The organism is Ruegeria sp. YTSA226, from assembly GCF_059609905.1.
Genome location: NZ_JBXWMQ010000001.1, coordinates 252,290 through 279,185, shown reverse-complemented (window position 1 = coordinate 279,185; position 26,896 = coordinate 252,290). Strand labels below are relative to the sequence as shown.

25 protein-coding genes, 1 tRNA gene and 1 pseudogene are annotated in these 26,896 nt (G+C 56.2%); 9 read left to right on the top strand and 18 right to left on the bottom strand.

Features of this window, described 5'->3' with window-relative positions; genetic code table 11:
* Positions 1-12: 12 nt before the first annotated feature.
* Both AC2FFF_RS01380 and AC2FFF_RS01375 read right to left on the bottom strand, forming a co-directional pair.
* Positions 13-1,104, bottom strand: coding sequence for an ABC transporter ATP-binding protein (locus AC2FFF_RS01380; RefSeq protein WP_142634174.1), 1,092 nt, complete (start codon positions 1,102-1,104; stop codon positions 13-15).
* A 576-nt stretch (positions 1,105-1,680) separates the two neighbouring features.
* Positions 1,681-2,724 (bottom strand): pyridoxal-phosphate dependent enzyme, encoded by a 1,044-nt coding sequence (locus AC2FFF_RS01375; protein ID WP_281972193.1) that lies wholly within the window; start codon positions 2,722-2,724, stop codon positions 1,681-1,683.
* Positions 2,725-2,810: 86 nt separating this feature from the next.
* Here AC2FFF_RS01375 and AC2FFF_RS01370 point away from each other — a divergent pair, with 86 nt between their 5' ends.
* The 3 genes and pseudogenes from AC2FFF_RS01370 (at position 2,811) to argE (ending at position 4,481) form a co-directional block, all read left to right on the top strand.
* Complete coding sequence (locus tag AC2FFF_RS01370; protein ID WP_425595578.1) at positions 2,811-2,975, top strand: aminopeptidase P family N-terminal domain-containing protein; 165 nt, start codon at positions 2,811-2,813, stop codon at positions 2,973-2,975.
* Positions 2,976-3,081: 106 nt separating this feature from the next.
* Positions 3,082-3,327 (top strand): annotated as a pseudogene (locus AC2FFF_RS01365) (M24 family metallopeptidase); the annotation flags it as partial.
* Positions 3,324-4,481, top strand: coding sequence for an acetylornithine deacetylase (gene argE, locus AC2FFF_RS01360; protein WP_282021308.1), 1,158 nt, complete (start codon positions 3,324-3,326; stop codon positions 4,479-4,481). The pseudogene AC2FFF_RS01365 and the gene argE, both read left to right, overlap by 4 nt.
* On the opposite strand, the gene AC2FFF_RS01355 is transcribed toward argE, so the two are convergent.
* From AC2FFF_RS01355 to AC2FFF_RS01330, 6 genes are read right to left on the bottom strand one after another with little or no spacing between them, the layout of a single operon-like run.
* On the bottom strand, positions 4,478-5,344 hold the full coding sequence (locus AC2FFF_RS01355; RefSeq protein ID WP_282021309.1) for an urea carboxylase-associated family protein: 867 nt from the start codon (positions 5,342-5,344) through the stop codon (positions 4,478-4,480). The genes argE and AC2FFF_RS01355 overlap by 4 nt on opposite strands.
* Positions 5,345-5,376: 32 nt before the next feature.
* The gene (locus AC2FFF_RS01350; RefSeq protein WP_496750517.1) at positions 5,377-6,855 is read right to left on the bottom strand and encodes an aldehyde dehydrogenase; all 1,479 of its coding nucleotides are present in this window, start codon (positions 6,853-6,855) and stop codon (positions 5,377-5,379) included.
* Positions 6,856-6,863: 8 nt separating this feature from the next.
* Positions 6,864-7,898, bottom strand: coding sequence for an LLM class flavin-dependent oxidoreductase (locus AC2FFF_RS01345; RefSeq protein ID WP_496750519.1), 1,035 nt, complete (start codon positions 7,896-7,898; stop codon positions 6,864-6,866).
* Positions 7,899-7,910: 12 nt separating this feature from the next.
* Complete coding sequence (locus tag AC2FFF_RS01340) at positions 7,911-8,819, bottom strand: flavin reductase family protein (RefSeq protein ID WP_496750521.1); 909 nt, start codon at positions 8,817-8,819, stop codon at positions 7,911-7,913.
* A complete protein-coding gene (locus AC2FFF_RS01335; RefSeq protein WP_271946763.1) occupies positions 8,816-9,595 on the bottom strand; it encodes an alpha/beta fold hydrolase in 780 nt (259 codons plus the stop codon). Before AC2FFF_RS01335 ends, AC2FFF_RS01340 begins: the two co-directional genes overlap by 4 nt.
* The gene (locus AC2FFF_RS01330) at positions 9,567-10,166 is read right to left on the bottom strand and encodes an amino acid synthesis family protein (protein ID WP_142634190.1); all 600 of its coding nucleotides are present in this window, start codon (positions 10,164-10,166) and stop codon (positions 9,567-9,569) included. The genes AC2FFF_RS01335 and AC2FFF_RS01330 overlap by 29 nt, the downstream gene beginning before the upstream one ends.
* A 108-nt stretch (positions 10,167-10,274) precedes the next feature.
* Here AC2FFF_RS01330 and AC2FFF_RS01325 point away from each other — a divergent pair, with 108 nt between their 5' ends.
* The 5 genes from AC2FFF_RS01325 to AC2FFF_RS01305 all read left to right on the top strand — a co-directional run bounded on the left by AC2FFF_RS01325 (position 10,275) and on the right by AC2FFF_RS01305 (position 16,256).
* Positions 10,275-11,123, top strand: coding sequence for a LysR family transcriptional regulator (locus AC2FFF_RS01325; protein ID WP_281972198.1), 849 nt, complete (start codon positions 10,275-10,277; stop codon positions 11,121-11,123).
* Positions 11,124-11,208: 85 nt separating this feature from the next.
* On the top strand, positions 11,209-12,459 hold the full coding sequence (locus AC2FFF_RS01320; RefSeq protein ID WP_271946755.1) for a sarcosine oxidase subunit beta family protein: 1,251 nt from the start codon (positions 11,209-11,211) through the stop codon (positions 12,457-12,459).
* A gap of 14 nt (positions 12,460-12,473) precedes the next feature.
* Positions 12,474-12,761, top strand: coding sequence for a sarcosine oxidase subunit delta (locus AC2FFF_RS01315; protein ID WP_281972199.1), 288 nt, complete (start codon positions 12,474-12,476; stop codon positions 12,759-12,761).
* Positions 12,758-15,703 (top strand): sarcosine oxidase subunit alpha family protein, encoded by a 2,946-nt coding sequence (locus tag AC2FFF_RS01310; protein ID WP_496750523.1) that lies wholly within the window; start codon positions 12,758-12,760, stop codon positions 15,701-15,703. The genes AC2FFF_RS01315 and AC2FFF_RS01310 overlap by 4 nt, the downstream gene beginning before the upstream one ends.
* A complete protein-coding gene (locus tag AC2FFF_RS01305; RefSeq protein WP_281972201.1) occupies positions 15,696-16,256 on the top strand; it encodes a sarcosine oxidase subunit gamma in 561 nt (186 codons plus the stop codon). Before AC2FFF_RS01310 ends, AC2FFF_RS01305 begins: the two co-directional genes overlap by 8 nt.
* A 7-nt stretch (positions 16,257-16,263) precedes the next feature.
* On the opposite strand, the gene AC2FFF_RS01300 is transcribed toward AC2FFF_RS01305, so the two are convergent.
* Together AC2FFF_RS01300 and AC2FFF_RS01295 are read right to left on the bottom strand one after the other, a co-directional pair.
* A complete protein-coding gene (locus tag AC2FFF_RS01300; RefSeq protein ID WP_271946744.1) occupies positions 16,264-17,268 on the bottom strand; it encodes a GlxA family transcriptional regulator in 1,005 nt (334 codons plus the stop codon).
* Positions 17,269-17,311: 43 nt separating this feature from the next.
* A complete protein-coding gene (locus tag AC2FFF_RS01295; protein ID WP_142634203.1) occupies positions 17,312-17,560 on the bottom strand; it encodes a hypothetical protein in 249 nt (82 codons plus the stop codon).
* 211 nt (positions 17,561-17,771) lie between these two features.
* On the opposite strand from AC2FFF_RS01295, the gene AC2FFF_RS01290 reads away from it, so the two are divergent.
* Complete coding sequence (locus AC2FFF_RS01290; protein ID WP_281972202.1) at positions 17,772-18,650, top strand: LysR family transcriptional regulator; 879 nt, start codon at positions 17,772-17,774, stop codon at positions 18,648-18,650.
* A gap of 3 nt (positions 18,651-18,653) precedes the next feature.
* Here AC2FFF_RS01290 and AC2FFF_RS01285 read toward each other — a convergent pair whose 3' ends face one another.
* The 8 genes from AC2FFF_RS01285 to AC2FFF_RS01250 form a co-directional block, all read right to left on the bottom strand.
* Positions 18,654-19,331 (bottom strand): YrbL family protein, encoded by a 678-nt coding sequence (locus tag AC2FFF_RS01285; protein WP_281972203.1) that lies wholly within the window; start codon positions 19,329-19,331, stop codon positions 18,654-18,656.
* Positions 19,332-19,371: 40 nt separating this feature from the next.
* Complete coding sequence (locus AC2FFF_RS01280; protein ID WP_281972204.1) at positions 19,372-20,781, bottom strand: hypothetical protein; 1,410 nt, start codon at positions 20,779-20,781, stop codon at positions 19,372-19,374.
* The gene (locus tag AC2FFF_RS01275; protein ID WP_496750525.1) at positions 20,778-21,527 is read right to left on the bottom strand and encodes a methyltransferase domain-containing protein; all 750 of its coding nucleotides are present in this window, start codon (positions 21,525-21,527) and stop codon (positions 20,778-20,780) included. Before AC2FFF_RS01275 ends, AC2FFF_RS01280 begins: the two co-directional genes overlap by 4 nt.
* Before the next feature lie 9 nt (positions 21,528-21,536).
* On the bottom strand, positions 21,537-21,923 hold the full coding sequence (locus AC2FFF_RS01270) for a GtrA family protein (protein ID WP_271946729.1): 387 nt from the start codon (positions 21,921-21,923) through the stop codon (positions 21,537-21,539).
* Positions 21,920-22,879: a glycosyltransferase family 2 protein gene (locus AC2FFF_RS01265; protein WP_271946727.1), complete on the bottom strand. Its 960-nt coding sequence runs from the start codon at positions 22,877-22,879 to the stop codon at positions 21,920-21,922. Before AC2FFF_RS01265 ends, AC2FFF_RS01270 begins: the two co-directional genes overlap by 4 nt.
* A 363-nt stretch (positions 22,880-23,242) precedes the next feature.
* A tRNA-Ser gene (locus AC2FFF_RS01260) sits at positions 23,243-23,332 on the bottom strand.
* Positions 23,333-23,420: 88 nt separating this feature from the next.
* Positions 23,421-25,847 (bottom strand): DUF3772 domain-containing protein, encoded by a 2,427-nt coding sequence (locus AC2FFF_RS01255; RefSeq protein WP_496882810.1) that lies wholly within the window; start codon positions 25,845-25,847, stop codon positions 23,421-23,423.
* Positions 25,847-26,881 carry a cysteine synthase A gene (locus AC2FFF_RS01250; protein WP_142634220.1) on the bottom strand — a complete coding sequence of 345 codons (1,035 nt, stop codon included), beginning with the start codon at positions 26,879-26,881 and terminating at the stop codon, positions 25,847-25,849. Before AC2FFF_RS01250 ends, AC2FFF_RS01255 begins: the two co-directional genes overlap by 1 nt.
* Between the last annotated feature and the right edge of the window lie 15 nt (positions 26,882-26,896).

Below are 26,896 nucleotides of genomic sequence, written 5' to 3'. Positions count from 1 at the left end.
GGACGTTCTTCATCAGGCGTCAAGTGCCCGGCAATCATGGGCCAACCAACCGATTTCAACTTCCTGGCCGGGCGACAACCGAACCGCATCGGGAGCGTTTCGGGTCTTGATGATAAAGTCTTCATTGCCCGCCACAGATAGGCGGAACCGGAAGACATCACCCATATAGATGAATTCTTTGACAGTCGCCTTTAGCGTATGCGCATCGGCATGCAGGCGATCTTTGTTGAACTCCACCCGTTCGGGGCGGATTGAAACTTTGGTCCGTTCACCAGCAGCGCTGACATTGACCGGTTTGGCGTCAATTTCTGATCCATCATCCAGTGCAACCACGCACGAGTCGCCGTCGATTGACTTAACAGCGCCTTCCAAGGTGTTGTTTTCACCAATGAACTGGGCAACAAAGCTATTTTCGGGCTCTTCATAGAGCAGATCCGGCGGCGCAAGCTGCTGGATGCGTCCGTCGTCGAACACGGCCACGCGATCCGACATCGTCAGCGCCTCTGTCTGGTCGTGGGTCACGTAAACTGTCGTAATCCCCAGCTCATGCGCCAGACGGGTAATCTCGAACTGCATATGTTCGCGCAATTGCTTGTCCAGCGCGCCCAGCGGTTCGTCCATCAAAACTAGCTCAGGCTCGAACACCAAAGCACGGGCCAAGGCGATCCGCTGCTGCTGACCGCCGGACAGTTGCGCCGGACGACGGCTGCCAAAGGCGCCCATCTGGACCATATCCAGCGCACGCTTCACTTTTTCTTCCCGATCGCTTTTGCCGATGTTGCGCACTTCAAGCGGGAACGAAAGGTTTTCAGCCACAGTCATATGCGGGAACAATGCATAGTTTTGGAACACCATGCCAATCCCGCGCTTATGTGGTGGAATGTTGTTGATCGGGCGTCCGTCCAACATGATTTCGCCATGAGTAGCGGTTTCAAATCCGGCCAACATCATTAGGCAAGTTGTCTTGCCTGACCCCGAGGGGCCGAGCATAGTTAGAAACTCACCCTTTGGCATCGAGAGATTAAGGTCTTTTACGACGAGTATCTCGCCGTCATAAGATTTTTGAACACGCTGAAATTCGACGAACGCTGCGTCATTTGACATTACCAACTTGGCTCCCCTGTGCGGTCTTTGCTTGCCCGGTTCATCCGGATCTCAAAGACCAGTCCACCCTATTTAAGGACATGGGGGACCAACCACGCAACCATAAATGTGACAGCTAGGCGACAAAGAATCCTGTAATTCACTTCAGCTCAACTGATATTTCGATATCTCGTCCGCAACGCAAGGCCTTGAATGGCGTAATTAACTTGCTTCATTCGCCTCTATTTAACTTCCCAATCACCAACATAAATCTAATTATTTAAATGGGTTATAATTGCTATTTAAACCGACGCATCTCCCAGCCCAGACCTCGACATCGATACTGAGTTGCTGAGAGATTCGCATGTCGAAATTCCTTGACCGATTGGAAAACGCCAAAATTATCTGGTGCAATCCAATCTAGAAACCGCGCTTTGGGGGGCTATTAATCTCATTTTGATAGGGCAGAGGTACGGATTTGCGAACCCCGCGTTTTCAGGCGCAATCGGATTCTGCCTTTGGGGGCAGTTGCACCCTCTTAACTTGCCGCTTCCTGCGCTTATTCCAGGGCAGGATTCAGGTGCTTCTTGGCCTTCTTCAATCCGGTACTTCGGATAAAATGCACAGAACTTGGGCATCGCTTCCAATGTTCAGGGCCTCGCAGACATCTGCATTCATCGCTGCTGCGACGCCCGCCCCGCCCGAAGCAGTTGTCGCCAACCCAGCCTCTGCCATGGCCGGTAAATACCGCACCACGTCGTCATCCGAGAGCGTCAGAAAACAGTCTGCATCCCGCGCCAGACCATTCAGCGCGATCAGCGATGGTTCTTTACAGTCCAGCCGCCCCATGATGCTGTCAGGCCCATCCGCAAAGACGCAGGTACCTGCTTCGATACTGGCTTGCAACGCAGGGGCCGCTTCGGGTTCCACGACAATGATTTTGGGTCCATCACCCCAGGCATGGCGCGCATAAGCTGCAACCGACCCTGCCAGCCCACCTACCCCGGCCTGCAAAATGATATGCGTGGGCGCATTTGGGCATTGGCGCACCGCTTCTGCAGCCATCTGCAGATATCCCTCCATCAGGGTGTGCGGCAGCTCGTAATACCCGTCCCACGAACTGTCAGATAGCAATGTCCAACCGTTATCCTGCGCCGCTTTGCCAGCAGCCTCCATACTGGCGGCATAATCCGTACCTTGACGAACGACCCTGGCTTTTTGCGCACGAAGGCGTTCCGCGAAACTTTCAGGTACGGTTTCGGCGATATAGACCACTGCATCAGCCCCAAATATCCGTGCACCTGCTGCTACACTCATCCCGTGGTTACCCGCGCTAGCGGTGACATAGGTTTTCCCGCGTAAAGTAGACTCATCCGGTGTCTGCGCCAGATCAGCAGCGTGACGGGCGATGACATAGGCAGCCCCCAAAGCCTTGAATGACCCGAGGTTCATGCGCCCACGCTCATCTTTGACCCATAGATCGGCGACATTGGCCAAATCCTTGGCTTCAACCAGATTGGTTTCCGCTGCTGCAGGGCAAACTGTTAACAAATCAGCTACGCGAGCCGCGTTTATCGAAGGAAATGGAGCATTAGGAATCAATTTTTCCTTGCCGCGGTGTGGGTTTGAACTGAGTTTCAACAGTATTTCCTTCCTGAGTTGTCCATTGACGTGATCGGATTCGTAAAGTTCTGTCAACACGTCTCTAATCACGACACGAGGATCCGATGAGCCAAGTGAATCCGGCATTCATGCGGGGGGAATTTGACCGTCGGCTGTCCAAAACACGAAAAGCCATGGCCAAGGCCGGGCTGGACGCGCTGTTCTTCGAAGATCCTTCGAACATGACGTGGCTAACCGGATACGAGGGGTGGTCGTTCTACGTCCATTAGGGCGTTTTGGTCTTTCATGACGCAGACCCGATCTAGTGGGGACGCAATCAGGATACTAATGGGGAACGACGTACAGTGTGGATGCCTGATTGTCAGATACGTCCACATTGAAAGCCGCGCGCGCTGCGGCTATCCAGTGGGTCTGAGCTATCTCCCGGACTGGGGTGAGCGCACGATATCTCTGCGTCCCGAGGATGAGACAATCCTGGAACCTGGCAAGACGTTTCACTTTATGCCTGGCCTCTGGTTGAATGACTGGGGGTTAGAGATCACCGAGTCGATCCTGATCACCGATACCGGTCCTGCCGAATGTTTCTGTAACCGCCCAAGAAAGCTGTTTGTAAAGCCATGACCCTGCAAAGAACCCAAGATATCCTCGCCGATCTGATCGCGTTTGAAACGGTATCTGCAGACAGCAATCTTCAGATCATCAGCTATCTAAGGGACAGGTTGCAGGCCTTGGGTGCACGCTGCATCGAAACCCGGGATGATACTGGCACCAAGGCCAATGTATTTGCTTCCATAGGCCCAGACATTCCCGGCGGCATCCTGTTATCCGGCCACACGGACGTGGTTCCCGTCGCGGATCAGAACTGGACATCAGACCCGTTTTTGATGACCGAGAAAGATGGCAGACTTTACGGACGTGGCACCTGTGACATGAAGGGCTTCATCGCCGCCGCACTTGCACTTGCCGAAACGCTCGATGCCAGAAAACTGACCCAACCGCTGCACTTTGCCTTCACCTATGATGAAGAAACCGGATGTTTGGGCGCGCAGAACATGGTGAACGATCTTTCCGAACGAGGAATAGTGCCGGATATCGCAATAATCGGAGAGCCCACCGAAATGTGCCTGATCGAAGGGCATAAGGGGTGCTATGAATACACGACACGATTTGTCGGGCTCGAAGGACACAGCTCGGCCCCGGATGATGGGGTTAATGCGGCGGAATACGCGGCACGCTATGTAGGAAAACTTCTGGAACTGCGCCAGATATTGAAATCCCGCGCGCCAACAAACAGCCCCTTCGAGCCACCCTGGACCACTATAAACGTGGGGTTCTTCAATAGCGGCGTCGCCCATAACGTCATTGCCAGCAAAGCCGATGTCGGCTGGGAAATGCGCCCGGTTCAGGCCAGCGATGCAGATTTCGTCAAGCAAACCCTGACTGACTATGTGACGCACAGCCTGCTGCCCGAAATGCAGGCCGTCCATAGTGAAGCCAGCATCACGCAGGATATCACGGCCGAGGTTGCAGGCCTTGAGCCCATGGAAGAAAACGCCGCCCGCAAACTGGTTGCCGAGCTGACCGGGGCGAACGGAACAGGTGTTGTGTCATTCGCCACTGAAGCTGGCCTGTTTCAGCAGCTTGGCACCCACGCGATTGTCTGCGGTCCCGGCTCGATCACACAGGCCCATAAAGCAGATGAGTACGTCGAGATCGAACAGCTCGACCTATGCTGTCGGATGCTGGACCGGCTTGGGCAACGCCTGACCTCTTAACCTGCCCCATGGGTGCGATCATAAGCAGATCGCTTGGGCTGAATATGCGCGTTTCGGATGTCTTCACCGGGGTCATAGACTTCCATAACCAATGGATAACAGGCGGCTGCGTCCGAGGAATGCTCGGACGAGCAATCGCCCCCGGGACAAGCTGAAAGGCCGACGATCAGGTCAATCTCGGCGTAGAATTCCAGATAATCACCCGGACGCACCGGGCTTGCCTTCATGAAGTATTGGCCTGTGTCCTGCGTAAATCCGGTGCACATGAAGACGTTCAACACGTCGTGGACGTGCATTTCGGCCTCATGCAGCGGCAGGCCACAATGGCTGGCCAATGCCCGTGTCAGGTTGGAATGGCAGCAATAATGGTAGTCATCGCCAGACAGCAATCGCCCGGTATAGGGGTCACAGCGGGTCCCGATCACGTCATGCACCGATCCGCCGAATGCATCGAACCCATACCAATCCAGAGTATCCGTAACGATGGTCGCCATGGGCCGCATATTCGGAAAACTTGACCACATCCGATCCCCGGTCGACAGATGCGTGCCATGCAGCGCGCGGGTTTTGCCGGAATAGAACCGTTCGGTCAGGTCGTGCTTGTACCACATGTTCAGATCACCGACCTGCGCGCCATCGACCGACACCACCCGAATAAAGGCCCCCGCGGGCACTTCAATACAGGCCGCATCACGCGGGGCTGCTATGACTTCGGCGGTTTTCACCGCGCGCTGCCTCAGGTCGGTCAACGCAGCCAGATCAGGTTGCGGTATCGTTTCGGGCGGATAGCAAATGACCGGAGCGATCGCCCTCCGGTCATTTGCGTCTGCCGGAGGTTCAAAATTCGGATGTTTCAACTTCATGACCGCGCTCCGATATCTGTCTGACAACAGACCTAGCGCATCACAAACGGGTTCGCCATCGGCTCTTGCGAGGTGCTGATCCAGGTGGTCTTGGTCCGGGTGTAATCCAGGATCGCCTCAACCCCGGCTTCACGGCCATACCCTGATTGATTGAATCCGCCAAACGGCGCGATAGGAGAGATCGCGCGATAGGTATTAACCCAACAAATCCCCGACTTGATCCGCTTGGACACCCGATGCGCCCGCGCCAGATTCTGCGTGAACACGCCAGACCCCAACCCAAAGACCGTGCTGTTGGCTAATGCGATGGCCTCTTCTTCGGTATCGAAGGGCAGCAGAGACATAACCGGGCCAAACATCTCAACTTTCAACGTCTCGGTCTCGGGCGATATGCACTCGACCAGTGTTGGGTTCATGTAATTGCCGGGCCGATCCGCAGGTTGCCCGCCGAAATGGACCACGGCCCCCTGCTCCGCTGACTTGGCCAGGGTCTCTTCGATCTTGTTCACTTGCGCCATGGTACATAGCGGTCCGACATGGGTACCGGCCTCCAGCGGGTCACCCAAAACGATTGCACCCGCCTTTTCTTTGATGCGGCCGATCAGATCTTGCAGAACGGATCGCTGCACCAGCCCGCGCGTGCCCGCAACGCAACTTTGCCCTGACGCGCCAAAGTTTCCGGCGATCAGGCCATTTGCGGCCCCATCCAGATCCGCGTCTTCAAAAACAAGTATCGGCGATTTGCCACCAAGCTCCAGCGAAGTGACGGCGAAGTTTTCGGCGGAATTCCTGACCACATGGCGCGCTGTCTCGGGGCCACCGGTAAAGGCGATGCGATCCAGATCGGGATGGCGGGTCAGTGGAATTGCACAGTTTTCCGCATCCCCGGTGATGACCGAGACAACGCCCGCGGGGAATCCTACCTGTTCAATCAAACGCGCGAACTCCAGCATCGGGGCCGGCGCGATTTCGGATGCCTTCAGCACGACGGTACACCCAGCCGCAAGCGCCGGGCCCAACTTAGTCGCTGTCAGGAACATTTGTGCATTCCAAGGCACAATAGCCGCGACAACACCAATGGGTTCGCGCGTGGTAAACACATGCATATCCGGCTTGTCGATGGGCAGAACCGTCCCTTCAACCTTATCCGCAAGCCCTGCGAAATAGCGGTAGTAATCCGCGACATACCCAGTTTGCGCCGAGGTTTCTGCCAGCAATTTACCGCTGTCTGTTGTCTCAAATTTTCCAAGCCGTGCAGCGTTTTCGGCAACTAGGTCGGCCAGGCGATAAAGAAGCTTGCCGCGCGCGGTGGCCGTCATGTCGCGCCATTGCGGATCATCAAGCGCACGTTTGGCGGCGGCGACTGCCCTGTCGACATCCTCAGGTGCCGCACAGGAAAACGTAGCCCACCCCTGCCCAGTTGCGGGATTTGCAGATGTCATGACCTGAGACGTCGCCCCCTCAGACCAGGCGCCATCAATGAAAAGCTGAAAATGCGGTAAATTTCCCATAGTGTTCCTCACTGAAAGGCTGGCATGACATCGTCGATGAACCGCGCCAAAGAGGCACGTTTTCGCTCGTTCGTCATCCCGCTGTCGACCCAGAACGAAAACTCATCATAGCCCAAATCTTCATAACGTTTGATCCGGTCGATAACCTGCTGCGCTGTACCAACCGTCAGGTCGCGCGCCAGCTTATCACTTGTGTACATCTGGTTTGCATCCATCTCGTCCTGGGTGATTCGTTGGATCAAACCCTGTGCGACCGGGCGTTTATTCATGAACCAGGCACCGAAATAGTTGTAATACCGGCGCAATTCCTGAACGCCTTGCGCAACATCGTCTGCGTCTTTGCCGACATATGTGTGATGCAACAGCATGATTTTGGGGCGCGGTCCGGTATGGCTGTCGCAGGCTGCATTGAAGCGGTCCATCAGCGTTTCAATCTCTTCCATGCCCTGCCACAGGGGAGTGACCTGGATGTTAAACCCGTTGTGGACACCGAATTCATGACTATTGGGGTCCCGCGCCGCGATCCAGATCGGCGGACCGTTCTTCTGAAACGGTTTCGGCGCAGATGTGGTCGCCGGAAAGGAATAAAACTCACCCTCATGCGCGCAATCGCCCTGCCAGATTTGCGGAAGCAAAGGGGTTGTTTCCCGCATCCGTTGGCCCGCTTCCCAGGCATCCATCCCCGGCATCAGGCGCTCATACTCATAAGAATATGCGCCGCGTGCGATCCCCAGTTCGATCCGGCCTTTGGTAATCTGATCTGCCGCGGCGGCCTCTCCGGCCAATTTGATCGGATGCCAGAACGGGGCGACTACCGTACCCGTCCCCAGCCGTACATTCCGGGTGTGATGAGCCAGATCGACTAGCGAGATAAAGGGGTTGGGCGCGATGGTGAACTCCATCCCGTGATGCTCGCCAGTCCAGACGGCGCGCATCCCGCCCTCGTCCGCCATTTTCACAAGGCTGACGAATTCGTCATACAGAACGTCATGCGGCTGATCTGGCGACAAACGTTCCATATGGGCAAACAGGGAAAATTCCATTGACCTGCTCCTTTATCGTAAGCTGTGAATGTCGCCCTGAGAGGCGTCACCTAGGTAGAGAGAGAAATCCCCCTCTTTGGCTTCCATCGCATAGCGGGTCATCATGTGGCGGACACCACCGGACACGTATTTTAGGTTCGGAAGGTCATCCGTTCTGATCCATTCGGCGCCCTCAAGCGGCGTTGGTCGGGTACAGCTGGCCAGAAAATAGGTGTAATGCTGCTTTGTTTCCGCATCGTCGAATGAGGAATAGACCTGTTCGACCTCGACCTTCAGTCCACGTTCGGACAGGCCCTGGGTCAACCGGTTTCGCTGCCCGCCGCGTTCAACCCCGGCGATTTGAATGGGACGATAGGCACCGTTGCTCTGCTCCAGCAAAACACTGTCATCTTTGCGGATGATCGCGCCGCAGATCGTCGGTACCATGGCGTCGATTTCACGTTCGAGCCCCAGGCTGAAATACGACCCTCCGACATATCCAAGACCCTGCCCGACCGAGTGCGAGAACTCTGCCACCTCACCGATCAATAAGGTATGATCACCGGCGGGAAGGACCTGATGGGTCTTGCAGCAAAACTGCGCCAGCGCCCCGTCGATTAGGGGTAGATCAAAAAGGCCATTGCTGTGCGCGACCTTTGCAAACCGGTCCCCTTTATACCCAGCGAAAGTGTTCGATATCTCTTGCTGTCCATCTGCAAGCACATTCACCGCAAACCGGGTGCAATTGGCGAAAATTTCGTGGCTGGACAGAAACTTCCCCGGACACACCAGCAGCAATGGCGGGTCAAGTGACACAGACGAAAACGAGTTTGCGGTGAACCCGACCGGCGCACCGTGCTCGTCCCGTGCCGTCACCACTGTCACCCCGGTCATAAAGCTGCCAAAGGCGTCACGCAAAGCTCGGGGGTCCATACTTGTCATGGCTGGCACCCCCCCACAAATTCCAACAGCTGTGCGTTTACTTCGGCGGGATGAGTCATCGGCAACATATGTGCGGCACCTGCGATGATTGACGCTTGTCCCGAGGGAACCAAACGCGCCATGTCCCGAGACATTTCAGGCGTCGAATTCGGCTCATCCGCGCCGGTCATGAACAAGGCGGGACAAGCGATACGGGCCAGTTCATCATCGGAAGGACCGTCCGTTTCGGCAAAAGCGGTATACGCGGATTTGTAGGCCGCCGGATCAACCTCAGTTAGCCAGCGCCTGCAGGCCTGTCGCTCGGCGGACGAGGCTTCGCCAAACCAACGTTGCAACGTGACCGTGGGATCATTTGGCCCCGATACCTCCAAGGCCGAGGCACGTGCGACGACGGCCTTGTGCGCGGCAACCGGACGCCGATGGATCGCATTCAATGCCGCAACGCCAAGAACGCTATCTGGCACATCCGCCGCCAGTCGGAGCGCTATCAGGGCGCCCATTGAATGGCCGATCAAGACAGCGGGCTCTGTCAGCACGGACGCCGTGCGGTGCACGTAGGCCTCCAAGCCAGTCGGATGATCAAAGCTCGACTGACCATGTCCTGGCATATCCGGGCACAAGACACGATACCCCGCGGCGACCAGGGCGTCGATCTGCGCGCCCCACGCCTCGGCCCGCAGGCCAACCCCGTGCAGCAGAATAACCAGCGGCCCTTGGCCCTGATCAATCACCGCCAGGGTGCTGAGTTCAGACCGAGGCCGGGTTGTCCACGTCATGGCCCAAATCCTTGAGGTCCTGATAACGGTCGCCGATCCGATGATGGGGACGGCCCGAGGTTGCGCCACCCAGCACGACCACAATTTCATCCGCGCGCGGTGCGTCGGGGATTGCAAACTGCAGCGTCAGATAATGCGATCTACGCCCGGCATCATTCTTGTCCATCATGGGCACCATGATCGGAGTGTTCGCCGGACCGCGGGTATTGGTGAAGGACAGATAGGACTTGGCCCCAACCGCTTGACGATAGTAATTCCCGAAATGCAGCGTGTGGATCAGGCCCGAGGCATGTTCGACCTCGCCATCCAGCCCAACAACCGCCGCTTTGCCATAGGCTTCGATCACCTCGCCGCCGCCTGCAAGCGTGACCATCCGGTCAGTCAACATTTGCCCCAGTACAGGTCCATAGGCCAGAATTTCCGGCCTCAGATCCTCGACATACCGGCCAGCCCAGGGGTTCGACACAACCGCCGCTACGGCAAACATGCGCCACGGGCGTTCCGCTGCCCGAAATCCTTCAACCAGAACCTCTTCGTCGAAAGTCACTATTTTTCTGATATTTGGCTGCACTGCCGTCTCCCCAAATCTGCTTGAGGAAATATCACCGTTAGAAACATCTTTTGACAAACGAAAGAACTTGAGCCTTAGGTATTAATAGCACTAATAGGTCGGTTACCGATGGCAAAAACACTCCCTCCTCTAACGTGGTTTCGGTCGTTCGAAGCGGCCGCGCGGCGGCTCAGTTCGACCGCGGCGGCAGATGAGATCGGGTTGACGCAATCCGCAGTCAGCCAACAAATCAAAGCCTTGGAAACCCGTCTGGGCGTCGTTCTGTTCCACCGCCACGCGCGCGGTCTTTCTTTGACGGATGAAGGGCGGAAGCTGCTGCCACAAGTCGAGGCAGCCTTGGATATGTTGCACTCCGCAGCCTCACCCTATTTGGCCGAAGAAAAAGCTCGCCATATCACGGTGGCAGCCTCTATCAGCATCATCGAATGGGTCATCTCGCCGGCATTACCCGAATTTCAGGCCCAGCACCCGGAAACCTCACTCCGATTTGTCAGCACGATCTGGCCTGACGAATACGCAGCATCGCGCGCCGATATTGAGGTACGCTTTGGTTCAGAAAAACAAGTCGGGAAAAATGCGAAACCGTTGAATCCCAATCGCCTTGTCCCGGTGGTGTCGCCGAATCTAAGCGGCAATTGGCTTGAACTGCCCCTGATCGAATCCGTTGGCACATCGGACAGTTGGGCGTCATGGGGTGAAATCACCGGCCAGAAACTGCGCAAGCCATCATATTTTGTGGATTCCTATGGCCTCGCCCTGCAACTTGCCGTTTCAGGCAGCGGTGTTGCGCTGGTGAATTCTATCATCGCAGAGCAAGCCCTGAAATCGGGCAAAGTCCGCCTTGCCAGCAAAGATTCCGCACCCGCCTGTGAGGGCTATTTTTTATCCGTCCTTCGCAACTCAGCCGAGGTATCGGATTTCACCGATTGGTTTTCCGGCCTTATTTCTTGTGCCTGAGGGTCTGATTCAGACACACCTATGTCGCATATGGGGATATCGCCGCGCCAGAAAATAATGAAGTTTGGAAGAAAAGGTCCGATTCATGAGATATTCCGGCTTTCGAGTTATCAAAGAGGCGCTAACCGGCCACAAAGGGTGGAAGCCGGTCTGGCGTGAACCTGAACCTAAGGCCCATTACGACATCATCGTAATCGGCGGCGGCGGGCATGGTCTGGCAACCGCGCATTACCTTTCCAAAATCTACGGCCAACGAAATGTTGCCGTAATCGAGAAAGGCTGGATCGGTGGCGGAAATGTGGGCCGAAACACCACGATCATTCGCTCGAACTACCTGCTGGATGGGAATGAGCCGTTCTATGAGTTCTCGCTGAAGCTGTGGGAAGCGCTCGAGCAGGACCTAAACTATAACGCAATGGTCAGTCAGCGCGGTATCGTCAATCTGTTCCATACAGACGGTCAGCGTGACGCCTATACGCGACGTGGCAATGCGATGATCCTGAACGGGGCCGATGCCGAATTGCTGGACGCAGATCAGGTGCGGCGCGAACACCCTTATCTGAATTTCGACGACGCTCGCTTTCCGATCAAGGGCGGCCTTGTTCAACGGCGCGGCGGTACCGTGCGCCATGATGCAGTGGCCTGGGGCTATGCCCGGTCAGCCGACCTTCATGGCGTCGATATTATTCAGAACTGTGAAGTTACTGGGCTGCGGATAGAAGACGGTAAATGTCTTGGGGTCGAAACGACTAAGGGCTTTATCGGCGCCTCCAAAGTCGGATGCGCCGTTGCGGGCAGTTCGGGGCGCGTTATGGGGATGGCCGGACTGCGCCTGCCTATCGAAAGCCACGTTCTACAAGCCTTTGTATCTGAAGGGTTAAAACCCGTCCTACCCAGTGTCATCACCTATGGCGCGGGGCATTTTTATGTCAGTCAGTCCGACAAGGGCGGGCTGGTGTTCGGTGGCGATCTTGACGGCTATAACACCTATGCCCAACGCGGCAACTTGCCCGTGGTCGAGGATGTTTGCGAAGGTGGCATGGCATTGATGCCGATGATCGGACGCGCCCGGTTGCTGCGGATGTGGGGCGGCGTGATGGATATGTCGATGGATGGCTCACCGATCATTGACCAAACGCCCGTCGAGGGCCTCTATTTCAACGGGGGCTGGTGCTATGGCGGGTTCAAGGCAACTCCGGCTTCGGGCTATTGCTTTGCACATCTGCTTGCGAAGGACGAACCGCACCCTGTCGCAACGGCCTATCGGTTGGACCGGTTCCGCACCGGCCGGATGATCGACGAAAAAGGCGCGGGCAATCAGCCCAACCTGCATTAAAGGGGACACCAGACATGATAATCAACCACCCCCTTCTTGGGCCTCGCGATGCATCAGAATTCACCTATCTGGGCGACGCCGCGCTGATTGACCGCCCCGATTGGCAGGCGGAAAATGCCGCCGAAGCCTTTCACGACTATGCCTATCTGCGTGACAACCCGGCAGGCGAGCACCGTGAACTTTGGTACCACGAAACAGGTGACCGATCCTGGCTGGTCGTCACGCGCAACACGCTGACCCACGAGATTTCAAAGGTGGAACTGGCCCGCGATGTGGCCCGCGAACGGGGGCGCTCCAAATGACGCAGGTGAACCGGCTGAACGGCGGACAGATTGACCGCAACACCACGCTGAACTTCCGCTTTGACGGGCGCAGCTATACCGCGCATCCCGGCGACACCCTGGCCTCGGCCCTGTTGGCCAATGATGTGCGTCTGATCGGGCGGTCTTTCAAATACCACCGCCCGCGCGGGCTTCTGACCGCAGGATCCGAAGAGCCGAACGGCTTGGTCGAACTGCGCTCGGGCGCCCGCAAAGAGCCCAATACCCGCGCAACAACCATCGAGATGTTCGAGGGGCTTGAGGCGCGATCACAGAACCGCTGGCCCAGCCTGAAATTCGACGCGCTGGCCGTGAATGACATGTTTTCCAACTTCCTGTCTGCGGGTTTCTACTACAAGACTTTCATGTGGCCTGCAGCCTTCTGGGAAAAGCTGTACGAGCCTACAATCCGTCGCGCAGCCGGGCTTGGATCGCTTTCGATGCAAGAGGACCCGGACGAATACGACAAGGGCTTTCGCCATTGCGATCTGCTGATCATTGGTGCCGGACCAGCCGGTCTTATGGCGGCTTTGACCGCGGGTCGTGCGGGCTCGGATGTCATTCTGGCGGATGAGGATTTCGCCCTGGGCGGTCGCCTGAACAGCGAAACACTCACCATAGACGATGCTGCGGCGTCTGACTGGGCGGCGCAGGCTGTGGCCGAGCTGTCCACGCTTCCCAATGTGCGCCTGATGCCGCGCACCACGGTGATCGGCGCGTTTGACCACGGAATTTATGGCGCGGTCGAGCGTACGGGCGATCATCTGCCCAGCCTGCCCGCAGGCAAACCCCGGCAAATCCTCTGGCGTATCTATACCCAAAAGGCGCTGCTGTGCGCAGGCGCGACCGAGCGGCCAATCGCATTCGAGAACAATGATCGCCCCGGCATCATGACAGCCAGCGCCCTGCGGACCTATGCCAACCGGTTTGGAGCAGCGGCATCGCAGCGCGTCGCCGTCTTTACCAACAATGATGACGGTCACCGCACCGCAGCTGATCTGCACGCCAAAGGTGTTAAAATCACCGCAGTGATCGATGTACGCAAGGACGCACCTATCAGCCACGATTACGAAGTTCTGCAAGGCGCGCAGGTCACAAATACCAAAGGCCGCCTGGGGCTGAGCTTTGTCGAAGTCGCCCTGCCCGATGGCTCAACCCGGACATTGGAATGCGGTGCCTTGGGCGTCTCGGGCGGTTGGAACCCCAACGTCCACATGACCTGCCACCAGCGCGGCCGCCCCGCATGGGATGAGACGCTGGCCGCCTTTGTTCCCGGCGCGGACCTGCCGGTAGGCATGTCCGTTGCCGGCGCGGCAAACGGCGATATGTCTACCCACGGTGCGTTGCGCTCTGGCGCCGAGGCCGCAATCGCCGCTTTGGACCTGACCAACGCCAAACCCGATCTGCCCGAGGCCGAGGACGCACCCATCGCGCAGACCCCATTCTGGTACGTTCAGGGCTGCAAACGCGCATGGCTGGACCAGCAGAACGATGTGACGGTCAAGGATGTCCGTCTCAGCTATCAGGAGGGCTTCCGTTCGGTCGAGCATCTGAAACGCTATACCACGCTGGGCATGGCCACGGACCAGGGCAAGACCTCGAATATCGGCGGGCTGGCGATCATGGCCGAGCTGGCCGGTAAGTCGATCCCCGAGACCGGTACCACCATCTTCCGCCCGCCCTATACCCCTGTCCCGATTGCCACTTTCGCAGGCCGGATGAAGGGTAAAGAGTTTCACCCCACCCGCCTGACGCCCTCACACCACTGGGCCGAAGAACGCGGCGCGGTGTTTGTCGAGGTTGGCAACTGGCTTCGTGCGCAGTGGTTCCCCCTGCCCGGCGAGACCCATTGGCGCGAGAGCGTGGACCGTGAAGTGCGTCAGACGCGTGCCTCGGTCGGGGTGTGCGACTGCACGACATTGGGCAAAATCGACGTGCAGGGCACCGATGCGGCAGCGTTCCTGAACCGGGTCTATGCCAACGGTTTCGCCAAGCTTGCGGTCGGCAAAACCCGGTATGGCCTGATGCTGCGCGAAGATGGCATAGCCATGGATGACGGCACCGCCGCGCGACTGGCCGAGGATCATTTCGTCGTAACCACAACGACCGCAAATGCCGTATTGGTCTATCGCCACATGGAATTCGTGCGCCAGTGCCTGTGCCCGGACATGGATGTGCAGCTGATATCCACCACAGAAGGATGGGCGCAATATGCAGTTGCCGGGCCCAATTCCCGTAAGCTGCTGCGAAAAATCATCGACCCGGAATTCGACATCTCGAATGAGGCCTTTCCCTTTATGGCCTGTGGAACCATCACCGTGTGCGGCGGCCTTCGGGCGCGGCTGTTCCGGATTTCCTTTTCAGGCGAGCTGGCATTCGAAATCGCGGTTCCCTCTCGCTATGGCGACGCATTGATGCGCAGGCTGATGGCCGAGGGCGAAGAGTTCGACGTTGTCCCATATGGCACCGAAGCACTGGGCGTCATGCGGGTCGAAAAAGGCCATGCTGCAGGCAGCGAGTTGAACGGCACCACAACCGCCCTGAACCTGGGAATGGGCCGCATGGTGTCCAAAAAGAAGGACAGCATCGGATCAACCCTGTCGGAACGCGAGGCACTGAACCAACCGGATGCACTGATGCTGGTGGGGATCAAACCGTTGGAGCCTGAAAACAAGGTAACCGCCGGTGGCCACCTGATGAAGAACGATGGCCCGTTCGATGCGGCCCATGATCAGGGCTATGTCACCTCAGCCGTCTACTCGCCCATTCTGAACAGTAGCATCGGGCTGGGACTGTTGAAAAACGGCGGCGACAGGCTGGGCGAAAAAATGCGCCTTGTCTCTCCGCTGACGGACCTGACGGTCGAGGTGGAAATTGTCTCGGCCCATTTCGTTGACCCGGAAGGAGAACGTCTGCGTGGATAATCTGGTTGCGATAACCGCCCTCGGCGCGGCTGACCCTCGGGTAGACACGGTTGGGCCTGTCACCTGTTCCGAGATACCGGGCGTGGCGTTGGCATCAGTCGCGGCGCGGCTCGGTCAGGAAACAGCGGCCAAAGCCGCATTGAAGAAACTAATTGGCGCTGAGGCACCAAAGGTCCAGAGGTTTGAAGGAACCGCAATCACCGCCTTTTGGGCGGGGCCAGAGCAATGGATGGTTGAAGCACCGCATGACACGCACGAGGACCTTGCTACGCAAGTAAAATCTGCCATTGGGTCTGCGGCCTCTGTCACTGAACAGACCGATGCCTGGGTGCGTTTCGACTTGGCTGGTGCGAACATTCAAGCAGTGCTGGAGCTTTTGTGCCAGTTGGATCTGCGCATATTGACTAAAGGGACGGCGGCGCGCAGCTCGATCCACCATATTGGCTGTTTCGTGCTGTGTCGTAGTTCGGATCACTACAGCCTGTACGGTCCGCGCTCATCCGCCAAATCTCTGCACCATGCGATCCTGACGGCGATGCGATCGGCGCTTTAGTCAGCGCCTAGACCGAGGGCAAAGGGGCGTTATCCTCAACCCGGAAACGGTTGATGCGGCGCCTGTCCTCGCTGGGGCTCAGGCCAAAAGCCGACCGGTAATGCGTCACCAAGGGCGCGACAGATCCATAGCCGACAGCGGCCGCGATCTGGGAAATGGGGTCTTTGGTATAAACCACCATCTGCCGCGCCGCCTTCATCCGCATGGCACGGTAGTAATGGCTGGGGCTGTGTCCGGTTGCCTGTTTGAATGCCCGTTCGATCTGACGAGGTGTGACGCCCATTTGTTTCGCAACTTCGGCAATCGAGATCGCTTGACCAATATTGGCGGCAAACATTTCAACGCTGCGTGAAACAAGCGGTGGAAGGCGGTCTCCCGTTTTCGGCGCTGTCGCATTGGGCACCTGCTGACGCACTGCCGCACCGCGCATCATCGGATGTTGAAACCAGCACGCAACCTCATGCGCAATGTCACCGCCCAAGCGATCGTGAACCAAATGCAGTGCCAGGTCGAACCCTGCCGCTGCACCGGCGGCGGTATAGCGCGTCACGGTGCGCACGATCACTTCGCTCCGGGCGTCCATATCGGGAAACTCGGCCTCAAAAGCCGCCTCATAGCACCAGTGGACCGAGACCGGCTGACCTGCCATTGCACCGGATCGCACAAGAGGGAATACGCCACCGCTGATCCCACCCAGAACTGTTCCGTGCCTCCCGAGACCACGCAGCAAGGCATTGCCGCTAACAGCGTTGTCAAAGACCGAAGACGGGCTGCTGAGCAGGAATAAAATGTCGATATTCCTGCAGTCCGCCAACGCGCGATCTGCTTCGAACCCAACCCCTGCGCTTGACTGAACCTTTTGGCCACGTTCAGAAACCAGCGACCATCTAAACGCTTGATGACCTGCGATTTCATTGGCCGCCCGCAGGGGTTCAATCACCGATGTCAAACAAGCCATCGGAAATCCATCAAACAGCAGAAAGCCGATATCGATTCTGTCCTGATCCGTCATAGATCCGTCCTAACAAGTTCCTGGCGGCAACCCTACACCAAGTTTATGCCCAACGGATCAGTCCAATAATGGCAGAGGTCGCATAGAACGCCTGCAACAGCAAAAACGTCCAGCGCCGATCAATCAATGCCCATGCGGCAAACAGCGCCGATGACACCAACAGTAGGGAGAATCCAAGAATCTCAGCGCCAATATTCGAAGCAATCAGCAAGGCATAAGCCATAGCCAGAACCGATCCGGTGATCTCAAACAGTGTTGTCAGGCGGCGGTTAGCTGTTCTGTCTTCCGTCATCAGTTACACTTTCCTTTGCCGAAAGAAGAAGACAGCGTCAGCGGACCAGATTTGCATGCCGACTGATGTTCGAAGTCTGTGATATCCTCCGGGTACAGATTGTTCATTTCGAAGCTCCGCGAACATTGTGTTCGCGATACCTAATCTGACATTTGCCTTTGCCGCAAATGAATGATTATCATTCAATGATCAAAATCTGTCATGGGAAATCATGAACGAACGTTTGGAAATAGACGCCTTGCGCGCGCTGCTCGCAATCGCGACCTATGGTGGTGTAACCCGTGCGGCCCGACATCTGGCGCTTTCGCAATCGGCAGTCAGCCATAAGATCGGCCGTTTAGAGCGCGCACTGAATTGCAAACTGCTGACTCGTCGCAAAGGTGCCCCCCTGTTCACCGAAGACGGGCTGCGTCTTTGTGAATACGCCCGTCGAATTACCACTCTGCATGACGAAGCGGTGGCCTCACTTGGTAACAGGCCGCTCACCGGCCACTTGCGGCTTGGCATGACCGAGGATGCGACAACCAGGGGGATCGCCCAAATTCTTGGACGTTTCACGCGGCTGTACCCCGATGTTCGCGTACGAACCCGCACTGGTCAAAGCCTGAATGTTCAGGATTGGTTGAAGGCTGGTGAATTAGACTTGGCGGTGATTCAGATATTTCGCAACGACGTGCAGCCCGAAGATCTGATCCTGTTTCAGGATTCCCTTCATTGGGTCAAATCACCCGACTATCGTCTGAATCTGTCAGAACCGGTTCCGTTTCTGTCCTTTGACACACAGTGTTTCTACCGAAGGTGGGGAATGGAAGACAGTCAGCAGCAGGACCACCGTTTTGACAATATCCTGGAATGTCCAAGTGCAGCAGGAATCCAGTCGGCTGTTCGATCTGGGCTGGGCATAGCGCTATTGAACGGGATGCACATTACACCTGACATGGAAGTCATCAACGATGTCTTTCCTACCCCTCCAGAGCTTGCCTATGTCGCGCGGGTTCAGATGAACAACCGCAACGCCGTGACAAAAGCCCTGATTGCGGAGATAGCAAAAGAAGTCGAACGCACGTTTCCCCTGCGCGTAGCAGTTTAGTGGTCAGGTCTTCATTAAACCAAAGCCACTCGACATCCTCTGTCGCCGGCGGTCGATTGACTTGCGAAACGCTGTTTCGCTGACCAGTGACAGCGGAAAAAGAACCCTTTCGCCAACGCCGTCAATCACGGTCAGCTTGCCGCTTCTTTCCTGCGCACGAACGATGTTTTCGAACCCCATGTCACCCACAATGATCCGGCCGCTTTCGAGATCGTCAAACAGTTCCATCAATTCAGCATGAAGACGTTCACGTCCGGCGTGATCCTTGGCCAGCGCGACGCGTTCCGAATGCAGGGTTGGCGCAAGATCTCCGTCCGGGCCGGTCAGTTTTTCCACCACTATCGCCGGGCCCGCTGATGTTGGCGCATATCCCATGAATTGCGCCAACCTTTCGATCTCAGGGCATCCACGGTTGAGCGCCGCCAGATATTCGTTTGCTTCGCGGTTCCATTGGCGCAGATTGCCATAGCGCCATTCGGCATAACGCGGCAGAAAATGGCTACGCACAGGTTCGTCCACCCGCACTTTCAGCAGCGCCCCTTCGACCTCGGGGTGCTGATAAATCAGGTAGTTGCGACTTTTTCGCAGGGGTTTGTGGTCGCTCAGGTCAATCATGTCCGGGTGTTCCAACAGGGGTTGGGGTCTGTGTCCTTGAATGCCGGACAGCCCAAGTGGGCGCATTCATAGAATTTTCTCAAACCTGTTACAACTCACCTTTTGATCAGGGCCCCAGATTGGGACGCGGCAAAAGGATAAAGGCCTGGTCACCAGTTGATGCGACAACAGGCGTCGAGACCCAGTCGCCTGGATCGAACGGAGGTGTAATCCCATCGCATCTATCGGGCTGCTTCCAGCACATGATGATCTCGGCCCCGGTCAGATAGTTTAACCGCAACCGCAGCCCCCGTTCGAATTGAACTCTGGCGTCTGCCGCGCCATTCACGCCAAGAAAATGCCCATAGATATATACGGTTTCGACCTGTTCAGGCAGGCTTTGCGCCAATGCGCTCGTTGCTTTTTGCCAAGGCGGGATGAACATAAACGATGTTTTGCCAATGAGCATCAAATTGATCATCAACACGCACATCAACAAGATACGCGAAACACTTAACCATCTTTTTGAAGACTGCAGAAACTGAACCCCACACGTGGTGAGCACGACTCCAAACAAGATCCAAAGCCAGTTCAATGCCCGAACAGGGACCTGCACCCCCGACATAATCGCCTTGAGGATAAGCGGTGCCAGACCAGCAAGTGCAGCCATCAGGATCGCGACGGCAAACATCCGTCTTCGGGTAAACAGGAACCCCCAGGCACCTGCAAATAGGGCCAAGAGCATCAAGCCATAGCTGATTGTCCCTCCGCCCATTGTATAGATGATGGATCGAAGGAATACTTTGACCTTGGTAAGGTTCAGCAGCAGGTCATCGACCGAATTTACTTCGTTGGGCCCACGCCATTCAGCAACCGGAATACCAAATATCCCATGATAAAAGTAGTTCAGGGTGTAAACACTCAGCAACGCCAGAACCAGGCTGACAAAGAAAATGATCAGCGTAACAGCGACGCTGGTATAGGTTTTTGGCGCCTTGTTTGACAGCAGGATCAGTGTCAGCAACAGGAACGGATAGGTCGTGTAGGCCATGAAGGATAAGGGCACTGCCACAACCAAAAGGGCCAGCGACACACGATGCGGCAGAAACAGAACTGCCAGGCTGTACAAGGTGATAACCCAGATCCCCGGCAGCAACGTGTTGAACCAGTATGAAATCAGGAATGCTGGAACCGAAAACGCAATGAATAGCGCAAGATAACCTTTGTACCAGATCGGGTCCGAACGCTCCATGATCGCGACTGCTGCCGCAGCCGAGAACAAGCCCCAGGCTATGTTATAGAGATACATGCTTATTTGTGAGGGCCATAGAAATGGCCGGAACTGCCACCAGTAGTTCAACCAACGACCTTCATCCAAGGCCTTGTGGTAGGCAATCTCGGTCCAGCCCAGCAGCGCCGGGAAATCATCATGACGTACGAAAGGGTCGAAAAGCTGTGGCCAATTGATCAAGAACAACGCAGCGATGCAAAGCAGGAACAGAAAAAGAAACTCCTGCCGAGATGTTTTTTCCGTCATGATTTGTCGCCATATGACCTTGCAATAACAGAGGCCCGGACCTGAGCGATAGCGGTGACAGCCGACCGGGGCAAGGCACGCACAACCAGCTTGCGTAGGGTCCAGCCTAAACTGCCGACCTCTTTCAACGCGCCGGGCGCGACTTTGGTATCCAGCACGTCCTGAGACAGCCGCGCTGCCCCTGATTGGTTCGCATAGAGGACAGAATTATACCGATACCAGGGTTCGATCGATTGATCCCCGAACATTTCAGGCCGCAAACAATCATAGGCAGTGTATCCCCGTTCAGCGAACAAACCCTGCCAAAAGGACAGGCGCTGTTCATTTATATGAAACTCGCCGCCCTGCCCCGGAACGGCGGCTGAGAACAGGACCAGATCGCTATGTGTGGTCAGGCTCTGAACCAGGCTGGCCGACGCGTCGTGCGGCAAGTGTTCACCGACCTCAAGCGACTGAGCCAAATCAAACTGGCGTCCAAGCTCGACCGGTTTGGACAGATCTGCACTGATAAACGCCTCAGCCGGTATCGCAAGCTTGTCACGATCCACATAGTCGCCATCGACACCGGCAATATCCTTGCAACCCGCGGCCTGCCACTCCGACAGCCACACACCCCGCCCGCAGCCAAAGTCCACGACACTGTCCGCAGAGATTTTTCCTAGAAGGCAAGCAATTAGCCTGTTTGCGGACCGCCTGGCGCCCTGGTCAATATAGTCAAAGAACTCGTTTGAATAGATATGCGACATTGCCAATCTCTAGGTTGAATTCTGCGGTTTATAGACCCATAGCCGTAGGAACGCGAAGTTGATCACAGGCAGAACAACTACAACGACAGCGGCCGAGGCAGCTTCGCTCAGGCCAAAACGAGGACCGGCCAGTCCGGTAATCGCAGCTGAAACCAGCAGCCCAATTCCGACCATGCAAAGAAACCGCCCAAACTGTGCAGGAACCACCAGCGCCTGCCCGAAGGTCCAGACTGTTTGCCCAATATATTGGATCAGGATTGCGGACCCAAAAGCCAATGCATTGGCGATCCAAGGCGAATGAAACACGCGCAACAGGCCCAGATAGGCCAGCATGTAGTAACCAGCCACGCCTAAGCCCACGATGGCAAACCGGATTATGCGGCGCCGTTCGCTCATTTCTGCGCGGTCTTCTCTTCTACTATGGTGTCCGAAATCTCTGAGGTCTCTTGATCTACAAAATAGAGTGGTCGGTTTTTGGCCTCGATATACAGACGTCCGAGATATTCCCCCATGATTCCAAGCGTCAATAGCTGGATACCCGAGAAGAAACTGATCACCAGAACCGTCGACGCCCAACCCGCAACCGCGTTGTAAAGGATCAAGGACCAAAAGACGTAGACCGCCATCAGCGCGGCGATAATCAGTGTCAGAAAGGCCATTCGTGTGGCGATCTGCAGCGGTTTGATCGAAAAACTCGCCAGTGCATCAAGCGCAAAGCGGATCATCTTGGACATCGGGTATTTGGTCTCGCCCGCGATCCGTGGGTCGCGGATGTATTCGATCCCGATTTGACGAAAACCAACCCAAGCGAACATGCCCCGAACGAACCGCGCGCGTTCCGGCATACTCAGAACCGCATCCAGCGCCCGACGGCTAACAAGCCGGAAATCGCCCGTGTCATTTGGAATGGGTACGTCCGAAAGCCGGTTCAATATGCGGTAGAAACCATGAGCTGTTACTTTCTTAATCCAACTTTCGCCTTTTCGCTCACTCCGACGCCCATAAACCACATCATAACCCTGATCCATCATCGCCATCATGTCCGACAAAAGCTCCGGCGGGTCTTGCAGATCGGCATCCAACATGAAAATCCGCTGCCCTTGGGCTGCATTCAGCCCCGCTGTCAGAGCAATCTGGTGACCGCGGTTACCCGATAGCTTCAAACCGCGAATACGCGGATGAAACTCGCTTTGGGCACAGATTGCGCGCCATGTTTCGTCATTAGACCCATCATCCACCAGAATAATCTCGGATTCGGCGTTCCACTGTTCAGTCGCAGCGATCAGGCGCTCCACCAGTAAGGGGATCGACTCCTCTTCGTTCATGCATGGAATGACGACAGACAGTAACATCTAACCTCCGGGCGCGATTTTACGGCGCACCTATCGCAAAACGGACCAGCCAAGGAATAGCGTTCACTTGGCGTTGTAGATGTATTGATATCCCAACAGACGCATCAGCGAACAAGCCGAGCGCCGAGTTTTCACCTGTAGTTACCCAACCGACACAGGAATAGGCCCTACCCAACAGTTTGACTGCCTCGCATCCTGAAATTCCCTTGCCTACAAGAAACAGTAATTCTGGGCCATCTAAATTGGATGAATTCGCTCAACATGGGTTATGTGAATCGCTTACCGAGCCTTTTTTGCTGGGGGGCTCCAAAACAATGTCTGAGATGTGAAACACCTAAGCGTCCAAGACAAGAGCTGGTGTTGTGGCGGAGAGACAGGGATTCGAACCCTGGAGACGGTCTCCCGCCTACACACTTTCCAGGCGTGCGCCTTCGACCACTCGGCCACCTCTCCGTGCGGGCGTTATTTGGACTATCGCCTGGGGATTTGCAAGGCCCGATTAGTGTAAAATTCTCTGGCTCGTTTCAGGCCCGAACTTGCCTCAGGGTTCGTCACCATCACCGTCGGAAAGATCAGCCTCGGTCAATTCGGCGGGCGAAGAGGCCGGGGGCGCTTTTGCCTCTGAAACAGGCTCAGATGGGGGCATTTGCGCGTTATCTGACGATTGAAGAGCCTCGGGGTTTCGCAGCCAGACATCACGCTGAGCAAACGGTATCTCGATCCCCTCTTCGACAAAGCGGCGATTGATCTCATGGTTCATGTCGGACTTCACCGAAAGAACCCAATTCACATCCCGCAAAATGGCGCGGATTTCAAAGTCCAGAGAATCCGCACCGAACCCCTGAAACACAACGTTGGGTGCCGGATTCGCCAATACCATCGGATGTGCGTTGGCGATTTCGCCCAGGATTGTCTCGACTACGCGGGTATCGGTACCATAGGCCACCCCGACCGGGACAATGACGCGTCCGATCGTATTTCCACGGGTATAGTTGGTGACAACACCGCTGATCAGGTCCGAGTTTGGGACAATGACATCTGTTCGATCGAAGGTCTCAATCCGGGTCGAGCGTACCGAGATGTCGCGCACATATCCCATCATCCCGTTTACGTCGATCCAATCGCCTTTTGAGATCGGACGTTCGACCAAAAGAATAATGCCGGACACAAAGTTCGAGACAATGGTTTGCAGACCAAATCCGATCCCGACAGAGAGCGCCCCGGCCACGATGGCCAGGGACGACAGATCGAAACCCGCAACCATGATGGCGACCAAGGCTGCCAGGAAGATACCGACATACCCCGTCCCTGAAACAATCGCGTTTTGACCACCGGGATCAATGCTCGTCTTTGGCAGCAAAGAGGTCCGCAACCCACCCTGCAGGGCGCGTGTCAGTCCGTATCCGATCAGGAAAACCACCAGAAAAGTAAAGAAATTACTGGGCGAGACGGTCACGCCCCCAATGTCGAACCCCAAAAGGAGCCGCGACCATGCCTCTAACAAATCGATCTCGCGTGCGCCCCAGATCAGCGCCAGAACCGGCAGGGCCAAAATGGCCATGGCAAAGCCAATCAGAACCGAAAACAATGTGTCCCGGGCTGCCTCGCCCTTGCGGGTTATCAATCCGTAAACCGAAGTCAGGAATCGTTGAAGGATGATCAGTGCGGCAATCAGGATCAACGATTTTACCGCTGGAAAAACAATGGCCTCAGCCGCGTTGTTATAACCGATGGCGGCCAGAACCGGGCTGACAACTCCTAACAGGAACAATGCCCGGCGCAAGAATTCGACCAGCTGGATAACCCCGGTTCCACGGGCATTGCCATCAGGTTCTGCCTGCACCTCGGCAAGCCGTATCTGCCGCGCACGCAACAGAACCAGAGCAGTTGCAAGAATAACTGGGAAGCCCACAACTGCGCGCGTCGCATCCGAAGTATTCTCGATCTGTTCGAAAAGGTTCCCAAGATCGTGCAAAATGAGAAAAACGGCAAGCAGATCCAGGTAGATTCGAAGCTCGGTGATCCGCTTTGGCGAGAGCTTTCTGAAACCCTGCGCCTGCTGCATTACATAGACCTGACGACCAATCCAGTCGTAGTACAGAACAATGGCCGCCCAGAACGGTACGTTTTCTATCAGAAGGGTTCCCCGCAATCCCAATATCCCCGTCAAGACGACGGCTTTTACCAGCAACAAAACACCCAGCCATGGCAGAATTATCCGAAACAGCGATGTCAGGAATGTCCATACGCCAGTTCCCTGCCCCCCTATGGTACGCAGATAGTTCCCGGCAGCCTCGGACCAACGTTTTCCATAGCCCAGCAAAACAATGGCCACAAAGACCAGCAAAAGAATTCCAAGCCCCTGTTTGCGAAGCTGCTCATGCACCACGTCTGTTTGGTAGTTCTGCACAGCCTCGTTGAAAAGGCTTCGGCCCGCTTCAGTCAGGTCAACCCAGGCTGGCCGCCAATAGCTGGGGTTCAGTGGCGATGGGCCGCGCTCCAACAGCTCTTTTTTCTGCCTATTTCGCAGGATCTGGTCAATTTCTGCGATCAGTCCGTTGGCGCGACTGAAGGCCTCGTCGGAAATGATATGCGGCACCCGCAGCGCGTTCAGTTGGTTTTCAAGATGTGAACGCAGCGTAGCAATGTCTTCCGGTTCGGTTGCATCACCTTCCGGTCCGGGACCCAAAGCCTTGATCTGGCTTTCCAGGGTCTGGATACGTTCGGTATTTGCACCACGCGCGCTGTTGAAAACATCTCGATAGGTATGAATTTCCGATCGCAGATTTTCCAGCGAAGCGTTCGAGGCCCGATTGGCCTCGATCACATCTTCGGCCCGATCCGCCGTTTTTACCCAACCCTGATAGTAGTCACTTTGCCGATCCGAAAGCTGGGCCGTTGCAGGACCAGACAGAACTGCAAACAAAAGTGAAACAATGGCCAGAAACAGGCGGACCTGCCGCAACATCATACGTCCTCGAAAACGCCCGGAATGCTACGCGGCGCCTCGGTCATCCAATCAGGAACAGGCAATTCTTTTTCGCGCAGGAATTCCGGGTTGAACAGCTTGGATTGATAGCGCGTGCCATAATCACACAGGATGGTAACAATGGTATGGCCCGGACCCAGATCCTTGGCCAGGCGCACGGCGCCAGCCATGTTGATGGCGGTCGATCCGCCCATGACCAGACCTTCGTCGCGCAGAAGGTCAAAGATATAGGGCAACGCTTCGTTATCCGTCATCTGATAGGCGAAATCCGGTTTGAACCCCTCAAGGTTCTTGGTGATCCGCACCTGCCCAATACCTTCCGCGATCGAGCTTCCCTCCATCGCGATCTCACCGGTTTTGTAATAGGAATACAACCCGGCCCCCATCGGATCGACTAATGCGATCTTGACGCCTTTGGGCTGCAGGGCCTCGGCCACACCGGCCAACGTACCACCTGAACCAACCGCACTGACAAAGCCGTCGACCTTACCGCCGGTTTGCTCCCAGATCTCGGGGCCGGTGGTCTCGACATGGCTCTGACGGTTGGCGACGTTGTCGAACTGATTGGCCCAGATTGCGCCATTGGGTTCCGTCTGCGCCAGTTCTTCAGCTAGACGGCGAGAGTAATGTACAAAGTTGTTCGGGTTGCGATACGGCGCTGCCGGGACCTGAACCAACTGTGCACCCGCAAGACGCAGCATGTCTTTCTTTTCTTCGGACTGGGTCTCCGGGATCACGATCACGGTCTTGAAGCCCATCGACGCCCCGACAAGCGCCAGACCGATACCGGTGTTTCCGGCGGTGCCTTCAACGATGGTGCCCCCAGGTTTCAGGTCGCCCCGTGCTATGGCATCGCGAATGATATAAAGGGCGGCACGGTCCTTGACCGATTGACCAGGATTCATGAACTCGGCCTTGCCAAGAATTTCACACCCGGTTTCCTCACTGATACGGCGCAGCCGGATCAACGGAGTTTTCCCTACTGCGTCGGCAAGGTCTTTCGCAATGCGCATGGCGCCCTCATTTCT